6 protein-coding genes are annotated in these 9727 nt (G+C 53.3%); 3 read left to right on the top strand and 3 right to left on the bottom strand.

Features of this window, described 5'->3' with window-relative positions:
• The 3 genes from ACWA6V_RS03785 to ACWA6V_RS03775 all read right to left on the bottom strand — a co-directional run.
• On the bottom strand, window positions 1-1086 hold a 1086-nt coding region (locus tag ACWA6V_RS03785), incomplete at its 3' end, for a hypothetical protein (RefSeq protein ID WP_449521247.1).
• Window positions 1087-1103: 17 nt separating this feature from the next.
• The gene (locus ACWA6V_RS03780) at window positions 1104-3632 is read right to left on the bottom strand and encodes a LamG domain-containing protein (protein ID WP_449521246.1); all 2529 of its coding nucleotides are present in this window, start codon (window positions 3630-3632) and stop codon (window positions 1104-1106) included.
• Between the two features lie 11 nt (window positions 3633-3643).
• The gene (locus tag ACWA6V_RS03775) at window positions 3644-4846 is read right to left on the bottom strand and encodes a hypothetical protein (RefSeq protein ID WP_449521255.1); all 1203 of its coding nucleotides are present in this window, start codon (window positions 4844-4846) and stop codon (window positions 3644-3646) included.
• Window positions 4847-5329: 483 nt separating this feature from the next.
• On the opposite strand from ACWA6V_RS03775, the gene ACWA6V_RS03770 reads away from it, so the two are divergent.
• The 3 genes from ACWA6V_RS03770 to ACWA6V_RS03760 are packed head-to-tail and all read left to right on the top strand — an operon-like array spanning window position 5330 to window position 9687.
• Window positions 5330-8233: an HzsA-related protein gene (locus ACWA6V_RS03770; protein ID WP_449521245.1), complete on the top strand. Its 2904-nt coding sequence runs from the start codon at window positions 5330-5332 to the stop codon at window positions 8231-8233.
• Window positions 8234-8239: 6 nt separating this feature from the next.
• Entirely contained in the window at window positions 8240-9052 is an 813-nt protein-coding gene (locus ACWA6V_RS03765) for an SH3 domain-containing protein (protein ID WP_310067647.1), read from the top strand.
• Entirely contained in the window at window positions 9022-9687 is a 666-nt protein-coding gene (locus ACWA6V_RS03760) for an outer membrane beta-barrel domain-containing protein (RefSeq protein WP_449521244.1), read from the top strand. Before ACWA6V_RS03765 ends, ACWA6V_RS03760 begins: the two co-directional genes overlap by 31 nt.
• The last annotated feature ends 40 nt before the right edge of the window (window positions 9688-9727 follow it).

Below are 9727 nucleotides of genomic sequence, written 5' to 3'. Positions count from 1 at the left end.
GCCGGTGTGGTAGTCGTAACCGCCCATGGTGATGGTGCCCGCGCCTGCATAACCGTTGATTACCAGCTTGGCGACTGAGGCGGTTTTGCGGAATTCGCCATCGCCATCAAATTCGTTCTGGGTGAACACTCCTGCTGCACCGACCAGATCGGCATCCGCAACGGGATCAATCGCGGATGGGTTGCCGAAACGGTCGGCGAGGTCAGCGCTTTTCACGTAGCCGCAGCGCACCATATCTTTAATCACTGCGTCGTTGGTGGTGCCGGTGTTGACCTTGCCGAGTTTTTTATCGCTGATGCGGTAGATGGATTCCATCACCGCCACAGTGTCTTGCTGGTCGAGCAAGCTGACCAGATCGCCCACATCGACCAAGCCGGTCACATCGTTCGGGTTGTCTACTTTGGTGGGGCGCACTTCGGGGTTGATCATCATCGCCGGTGCCATGGAGTTGCCGCCGGAATCACTTGCACGCGAACCGATCAAGGCCAGCAGCGAACCGTTTGCACCTGCGCGGTTAATGCCGTACATGGGGTTGTGCGGGTTGTTGCCGGTATCATTCTCCGAGCGTGCAGGAATAACCGCGCCGTTAGTTAATGCGCGGTTGCCCACGGCGACTTTTTCCAGAATGCCGCGCAGCATCGCGCTAGTTGAATGGAAGGAGAGACCGAGCTCATTGTTGATCAGCGGATTAGCGGCTGTGGAGGCGGCCGGGCTCATCGCCAGTGGCAGGCCCTGTTTGCTGTAGCCGCCCGCGCTGAGAAAATCCAGTTGGCCGCCGCGTTGGCCGATCAATACATTGGAGCCGGCGATATTAGCGCCTCCCGCGAGATCAAAACAGATAAACGGAATCTTGCCTGCGCCCTGTGCCGCAATACCGCAAGCGCTGCGCATGGCAATCAGGTCCGCTGAGAGCGCCGCCTCAGCTTCCCGAGGGTTGGCGAATAAACTGAAAATCGAGCCGCCCAATACCGTTGCCGTGCCGGCACGGAAACCTTGGGAGACCAGCTCGCGCCGGGTGACCGGGCGGCTGTGGTTGTTGAGCAGGAGCGGTGCGTCCGGGTGCAGGGTAGTTTTTTTGCTGGTCATGGTGTCTGCTCCGGTAGTTACTGCAACAGCATCACTGCACTGCCCATAGCGGCGGCGCAGGTAGCTTTGACGGTGGTAGCTGTGCGGTTGCTGGAACAAGAGTTATTTCCCGCACAACTGGTCATACGGTCGATTAGTTGGTTCAGCTCAGCACGGATCTCCGTAGGGTTGGCCTGATTGCTGAGCGCTCCGCCTGAGGCGATATCGCTTGCCAGCAGGTTTTTCAACAGCGGGTCGATAATCTGACTGCGGCCTGTGGCATCAAATGCAGTACCAGCGCCAGCGCCAAAATTAAAACCGCTGAAGTAGCTGGCGCGCAGGTTGGTATCGTTTACCAAGGCGTTGCAGTAGGCCACGGCGAGTTGGGTCACCCCCATTTGCTGCGCGGCCAAAAACCCTTCGATATTGGTCAGGGTCGGCAATTGCTGTTCGACTTTGGTGTAGGTCGTATTCACTGCGGCGGTGGTTTTGCTTACGCCGGTCATCGCGGACAGGGTGGCATTGATCTCGGCAAAATTGCGCAGGCCGATATGCGCCTGGCCGGGGATATCTGCCGGTGTTGCAGGCGGCGGCACCACAACCTCGGCGCGGCTGTATGTGTTGCTGCCGATCTGGTCGAAAGTGAGGAAAAACTGGTCCTGATCCGGCCCCTGTTTCATCTCGACAATCGTACCGAGTGTCGACAGGGTTTGGCGGCCTTCAACCATCTGTGCAGCGCTGATTTTGGTATCCAAATTGGCAAATACCTGACCGACCGGCGCTTCTGTGCCGTTAACGCCGATGCGCAGGCCTTTCAAATCCACTTCGCCAGTTATTTTTTGGTCGCCCAGATTGGTGAAGAAAGGCGAGCTGAACAGATAGGCATAATCGTCAAACTGCTGCACATCAAACACGATAAAACTCAGCGGCGTGCCGACTAATTCCGAGACGTTAAACAGCAGCAGATATTTTGCACCTACGCCCACATCAAAGTTGGTTTTGATATCGCCTGCGCTCATGGCGCGTTTGTGAATGGCGAGGAAGCGAATGCTGCCCGCCCAGGGGCGGTTGTTGGACACATCATTACCAATCGCGAGTGCAAAGCTACTGTCCCAATCTTTTAATACCGCGCCCGCATCGGGATCAGTATCGCCAGTAAATTCGCCGTTCACATAAATGCGGCGGCCGCGGATTGGGTCAAAGGTAACCACTACATGTTGCAAGCTGGCTTGCAGAATTTCTTTGTTGGCCGCTGTGGCTAATTCATCCAGGCCATTTTCATCGCTCATGGAGGTGCGGTTCATAAAACTGTAGTTGTACTCATACTGGCCGAGGGTGAAATTACGGGTAGTGTTGCTGCCCGAGTAGGTGACTATACGTGCGGGGTTATTGTCATTGTCGCCCTGCACCACATTGTCGGGAATCACCCAGGCTTCAATGGAATATTCGCCCGCCGCACGCAGCAAATCGTAGAACTTGCGGCTGTCGCCAGTAGAGGCTTGCGCCTTGCCGGTATCTTTGAATTTCAAGCCCCAGGCACTGCTCCAGCCCACATTGCCTATCAAATTGAGGTTGGCGACTGGGTCCACCCCGGCGGTGTCATAGGCGATGCTGCCTTTGCCGGTTTTAAATTCGTATTTGGCGATGATATCGGTATCGATACGGCCGCCGCTGGTGACCACAAAGGCATCGCTCAATCCGACTGCTTTACTGATTACGAGGTCTGGATCGACCGTGATCGGAACTATGGTGTCAGCAAAGGCAGTGATCGCTGCTTGCATTTCGGCGGCATCCTGACTGCAGTTGCTCCAGCAGTTGTGGCCATCGAATGACAGGCGTTGCACAAAACGCGAGGCAGCGGGGTTGTCCAGGCGCATGCGGGTTTTGGCGGCCTCGTAAGCGGCCTCGACCCGGCTGCTGGCGAAATAAGGTTGCTGGCGAGTGATCGCGCTTTCGCTATGGCACTGTGAGCAGTATTCGGTCAGCACCGGATACACAGTCGTTGAGAAGGCTGCGGGGCTATCGGGGAATACCTTACTGCTGCTCAGGTCTTTTTCGGCGGGTGGAGTAAGCACCACGCTGTTGGCGGTGGTGCCGGTATTGCCGGCCCAAGCGGTGATCCAGGTGGTCATGATATCGCCACAGGCAACTGGATCGGCGAGCCAGCAGTTATGCCCAGCCGCAACCTTGGTGACCAGGCGCGACTGCGCCGGGTTGCCGAGACTGACTAAACCATTATCGATTACGGCGGCGTAAGCGAGGTTGATGTCGTCGCCACGGGCAAATTCCGGTGCTTGTTTACCTTGTGTGTGACAGCCGCCGCAGCGGCTTTCACGAGCGATATTAATCCACAGATTGTTCTGGAATTTGGTGATGTCGGCGGTAGAAGCAGGGTTGCTGCCTTTATAGCTGAAATCATCGCCGCCACCATTTCCGGTGTTGTTGTCGGGTTTGGGTTCGGTTTTGGCGCCTGAGCCTGAGCCACAGCCAACTAATGTGGCCAGTAAAGCGATAAGCAATAAGCTGGTGCGTAACTGCAAAATGGAGCTTAACTGAATGCTATTCACGGTCATCTCCCCTATTGGCCTTTGCAGTAGTTGGCGGTGTCGATAAACACCTGCTTCAACTGGTAGTTATTGGCGGCAAAGTTCTGGGTAAATTCCTCGACCTTGGCTCTATCGGTGGCATCGCCTGGTTTGCGCAGGCACACGTTTTGGAACACTTTTTCTACCTGGCAACTGGCGAAAGCCTTGGAGTGTGCCAGCTCCATATTCATGCTTTTAGCGCCGCTGCCCATGCCGGTCAGCGCGGGTGAATTCCACGCCCAGCCGAGGTGACTATTCTGGCCTTTGCGCCAGTAGTTTTGCCAATCATCGTTGGTGGTCACATAACCGGGTTTAAAGGTGGAGCTGTTGATTCGGTATTTCTTTTCAACGCGGCTGTTGGTGTCCGGGTCGATAACCCCCTCGGTGTTGTAGTGGATTGCGCCATTCACGCCTTCCGGATCGGCAGCGATATCGAATTCGTAATCGTAATAGGCGTAGGCTTTGGCCATAGGGTCCATGCCGTTGTGGCAACCGATGCAGTTGTTGAGGAACACACGGCTATCGCCGCCGGGGCTGCGGCTTACATCCTGGCGGATAAAGTCCGGCACCAGTGAGGTGTCGTGCACTTGCTCGAGGTCGCGGCAAAGATGGTTGACCAAGGTAAAACGGAACATGGCGCGATTGGTGCCTGCGATAAAAAAGGCTTTGGCGGCAGCGCGGCTGGTGATAATGCCGGAGGTAGCCGAGGCAGGGAGCCCGTTTACTGTCGATTGGGTACGGCGCACCAGCGTGTCTTTCAAGCTGATGCCCTGATTTTCCAGCGCTTGGTAGTGGTCGTTGTTGCTATTGGAGTAGGCAGGTAGACCATTGGCGTTGCTGGTGTAAATCACATCATCGTAAAGTGCAGTGCGGAAGTCAGCATCGTCGCGCACCAGACCGATAACTGTGGCAGTGTAATCATTGAGCGGGGCGAACACCGTCTGGTCGCGGTTGGTCCAGGGTGTCGCCATATTTTTCAGGGTGACGCTGTAAAAGGACTCGTTACTCATGGCGATTTTTACCGCTTCAGCAACTTGGCCTGCATCTATCTGTGCCGCCATTTGCAGCAGCACTGCTTCCGAAGGCGGCACTCCGGCAACGCGGTTGTGGATTTGTACGGCCTGTTCGCGCGAGCCCGCCTGAGCGAGGGAGGCGCTGATAGTGAAAACGAGAAGGCCTGTTGCGAACCGTGCCATAAGGCTCGATAACAAAGGACTTCCCTTGGACGACCCGGTGTGGGGCGGCAGGTAAAATAGGTTGTTCACGGTTGCTCCCAAAGAGTTCTGGTTGCCTGGCTGATTTACCAACAGGGCAATCTTTTTAGGTAGAGAAGAATCAGATTATAGTCAGCGCTTGGGATGAAACATGTGCCTAATTAGAGTAAGCCTTTGCCTACTTAATCACAGATCTACAAGACAGGCGCTTAGATCAACCTATATCGGTGCGGTGGCGCGCAGACGAGGGGTGGTATCAGTCGCACTTACCAATGGATTTCACCGTCTTTCGTGATTAAATCGAGAGAATGGCGCACAGGTTTGCCTGACAATTATCTGCACCGGCGCTGTTGGCTATCTTTATTGGCAAGAGCGACTATAACTTTCCCCATCAACCTCATCCGGTGCAGCCGGCTGACCTCGTCCCAAAAGGGGTATAAGCCAGTGCGATATAAGGCAAATGTTATGAATCTCTGCGAGTCTCTTCTTCGCCAGCGCTTTTTATTGGCTGCCAGTTTGTTGGTGCTGTTACCGGGATTGAGTTCCTGCGGCGGTGGTAGCGGTGGCGGGAGCAATGGCGGCGGGCAACAGCCTGATCCGGTGGTGGTGGATTTACCTATCGCCTACATAGAGCGCCCGATTCCGCTGGATGAGGACGGCGAGCCGGTGTTTCCCGATGTGTTTGAGCCGGCGGCATTTAATCCTGGGGCCAAACTCTTTATTAAAGCGCGCGCTACTGCCCAAGCGGCGGCGGTGGATATCAGCTCCGCCGCTTTCCCACTGGAAGATTTTCCGGTTGAAGATTTCCCCGACGGGCCGCTTTACGATGTTAAAGATATTTCTGTACATCCGGATGGACAAAAGTTGATTTTTGCCATGCGTGCGCCGGAGATTGAAGGGGCTGATGAAGAGGATCAGCCCAGTTGGAATATCTGGGAATACCAGTTGGAGAGTAAGGTTCTGGGGGGGATTATCAGCGCCGATATAGTGGCTGAAGCTGGGCAAGATATTTCTCCTCGCTATCTCACCGATGGTCGCATTCTCTTTGCGTCCACGCGCCAGACGCGCAGTAAAGCGATTTTGTTGGATGACGGCAAACCCCAGTACATCGCCGGTATTGATAGCGACCGTAATGAACCTGCTTACGTACTGCACACCATGAAGGATGATGGCACTGATATCCAACAAATCACCTATAACCAGAGCCACGATATACAGCCGGGCTTGTTGCCTGATGGTCGTGTGTTTTATATGCGTTGGGACAGGCTAGGGAATAACAATCTCAGCTTCTATACCGTCAATCCCGATGGCACCAATAGCCAGATTTATTACGGCCACAATAGCCTGAATGAAAATCCGGACGACGATACCCAGACTACGCCGCGTTTATTTAACCTCAACACCATGCCTGATGGTCGAATCGCCGCGATCCTTAAGCCCAGCGGCGCCTTGCTTGGCGGCGATATGGTGGTGATTGACGGCGCCGGTTTTAGTGAAAACAACCGGCCAGTGCCTGGCGCGACGGGAATAAGTGCGGCCGGGCAGGAACGTATCTCTATATTGCCGGTGAATATCCGTGAGGGCGAGGGTGAAATCTCGGCGCATGGACGTTTTGCCTCGCTCTATCCTTTGTACGACGGCACTAACCGTCTGCTAGTGAGTTGGAGTCAATGCAGATTGCAAGAGCCGGTGATCGAGCGCTTATTGCCCTGTACCGAGGCGAATCTCGCTATCCCCGACATTGCAGAGGCTGAGCCTTTTTACGGTATTTGGATTTACAACATTGCCCAACAAACTCAGCAACCAGTAGTTCTGGCCAAAGCCGGCGTGATGTATACCGATGCAGTCTCGCTCGAAAAAATTACTCCACCGACCTATTTTCGCTCTGAGGTGGACACCCAATTAGCGCAGGAGGCAGTGGGGGTGCTGCATATCCGCAGTGTTTATGACGTCGATGGGGTTTTCGGCCGCTACGGTTTTAATAACGCCCCCGCGAACCTTGCCGCTATGGCAGCAGCGCCGGCTTCCCAGCGGCCAGCACGCTTTTTGCGCCTTATCAAAGCGGTTTCCATGCCCGACAACGATACACTCGATTTTGAAGGTACTGCCTTTGGTGTGAGTGGCGGGGTGATGCGTGAGATTCTCGGCTACGCGCCCATCGAACCGGATGGCTCGGTAAAAGTGAAAGTGCCAGCGGATGTCGCTTTTACTATCGAAGTCCTCGACGCCAATGGTCGTCGCATCAGCCCTTTGCACAATAACTGGTTACAACTGCGCCCCGGTGAAGTGCGCGAATGCAACGGCTGCCACAACAACCAGAATGATGTGGCTCATGGTCGTGCCGGTGCGGAAGCTGTGGCGCTCAATCAGGGGGCGGCAACTAGCGGCATACAGTTTCTCAATACCATCCGCTTTGACGCTTTAGGTACACCGATTACACCCAGCATGGGCGAGACTATGGCGGAATTTGCCACCCGGTCCACCTTCTGTGAAACCCCTGGCAATCCTGCAAGCTGTGCCCCTGTTGCCCAGCGCCAGCCGAGTGTGGATATCGTCTTCAATGATGAGTGGACGGACACGGCTGTGCGCGCTAAAGACGCCAGTTTTGAGTATCGTTACAGCGCGCTCGCTGAAGATCCCGCGCAAATTCATGCTCCCACAGCTGAAGCTTGCGTTGATCCGGATGGCTGGAGCAGTCTGTGCCGCATCATCATCAATTACGAAACCCATATCCAACCGCTATGGGAGCGCAGTCGTATAATTGACACTGTAGAGCGCCAGTGTATTGGTTGTCATAGTCGCAATACTACCGATGCCAATGGCAACTCGCTTGTGCAGGTTCCGGCAGGTCAGCTAGAGTTGACCAATCAGCCGTCGGATATAAACAATGATCATATGACTGCCTATCGCGAACTGCTCAGTGCGGATTTACGCCAAATTCTCACCGATGATATGGCGGGTCTCACTGACAATATTCCGGTATGCGAATTTGTCGTGGATGAAGATGCGATTCCCGAATGTGCGGTCACATTGGATCTCGATGGCAACCCCACCTGTGAAGGTGTAGTGGATTGTCCTTTTGTGCAGCAGGAGGTCACCGATGAGCTGGGCGTAGTGGAATTGGTGTTGGTGTTGGATGCCGACGGCAATCCAATTCCCCTTACCCGCCAGATTGGTGTGTCGCCCTCCATGTCCACCGGTGGCGCCCGTGCCAGCGCCAGATTTTTTAATCGCTTTGCCAATTTTGATGCGGCAACGGATACTGTCGATCATCGCGGCTGGCTCAATAACAGCGAGCTGAAATTATTATCGGAATGGCTGGATATTCGCGCGGCTTATTACAACAATCCTTTTGACTCGGTAGATTGATTTTCAATGACGATTTTCGGCGCATCACAACAACAAAAACACTCGCGCATCTCTTCGTTGATCGGGCGTCTGTTCGCGAGTTGTTTACTGCTGGCGGGGCAACCGGTTCTGGCGCAGGGTTGGTTCAGTAATTGGTTTGTTGCGCAAGAGCCACTCCAGGTCAGCGTTGATGAAGCATTTATCAATGTCTACTCCGGCCCGGGGCGCGGCTATCCGATTTTCCATGTAGTCGAGCGCGAAGAAATTATCACGCTGTTAAAAAGCCGCACTGAATGGATCAAAATTAAAACCAGGCGTGGAATTGTCGGCTGGATCAAGCGCGACGATATGGAGTTCACCCTCGCGCTTGATGGCAGCAAACCAGAATTTCCTGATAGCAAACAAGCTGATTATTTGGTTGATCGGTTTGAAATGGGGGCGGCTTATGGCGATTTTGCCGGTGCCGATAGCCTGACCATGAATATAGGGTATCGCTTCACCAAAAATTTATCTGCGGAGTTGCGCTACGCCGAAAATACCGGGCAGTTTTCTGACAGCCAAATTATTGCCGGCGGTATTTTATTCCAGCCATTTCCAGAGCTGCGCGCATCACCTTTTTTAAGTATCGGTGGTGGCACTATCAACACCTATCCCAGTTCAACACTGGTGCAAACTGAAGATCGTGAAGACAATTTATTGCAGGCCAGTTTGGGCACATACGTCCATATTACTGGCCGTTTTTTTCTGCGGGTGGAATACACCAATCACTACATAATCACCAGCCGCAATACCAATGACGAGGTTAATGAATGGAAAGTTGGATTCAACGTCTTTTTCTAAGCGCACTGCTACTGGGTTTAACTGGTATTAACAGCAGTGCTTACGCGCAGGATGACGGCTCCAGTGATGACGATGAGTTGGAGCAAATCATTACTCCCGATATCAAGCGCCGCACAATAAAAGAAGATGATCTGGACAGTGAAAACTTTGAAATGGGCATCTTTTATGGACTGCTTAGTATTGAAGATTTCGGTACCAACGATGTAGTGGGAATTACATTTGCCTACCACATCACGGAGGACTTTTTTGTTGAAGCGGCTTACGGTATGAGCAAAACCGAAAAAACCAGCTATGAGTTATTGAGTGGCGGTGTGGAGTTGCTTACCGATGATGAGCGCGATTTGAGTTATTACAATATTTCACTCGGCTACAATTTTTTGCACGGACAGGTTTTTATTTCTGACAAGTGGACCTTCAATAATCATTTTTACATAGTTGCCGGTGCAGGCAATACCGATTTTGCTGCGAAGGATTATTTCACTACCAATTTCGGTGCCGGCCTGCGTTTTTATACTACCGATTGGTTGGCGCTGGATTTAAGTATGCGCGGCCACAGCTTTAAACATGAATTGTTTGGTGAAAGTAAAACCATTACCAATCTCGAATCGCGTTTGGGATTGTCGTTATTTTTCTAGCGTTAATTGTTGGAGTTAGTGATATGTCACTGCAAAAATT

The sequence above is a fragment of the Cellvibrio sp. genome (assembly GCF_053579595.1).
This window is presented reverse-complemented; position numbering and strand designations above follow the sequence as displayed.

Bases quoted from the DNA above. Each gene is read 5' to 3' on its own strand.
- ACWA6V_RS03760 (WP_449521244.1), top strand. From the start codon at position 9,022: ATGGAAAGTTGGATTCAACGTCTTTTTCTAAGCGCACTGCTACTGGGT.
- ACWA6V_RS03770 (WP_449521245.1), top strand. From the start codon at position 5,330: ATGAATCTCTGCGAGTCTCTTCTTCGCCAGCGCTTTTTATTGGCTGCC.
- ACWA6V_RS03765 (WP_310067647.1), top strand. From the start codon at position 8,240: ATGACGATTTTCGGCGCATCACAACAACAAAAACACTCGCGCATCTCT.
- ACWA6V_RS03775 (WP_449521255.1), bottom strand. From the start codon at position 4,846: ATGGCACGGTTCGCAACAGGCCTTCTCGTTTTCACTATCAGCGCCTCC.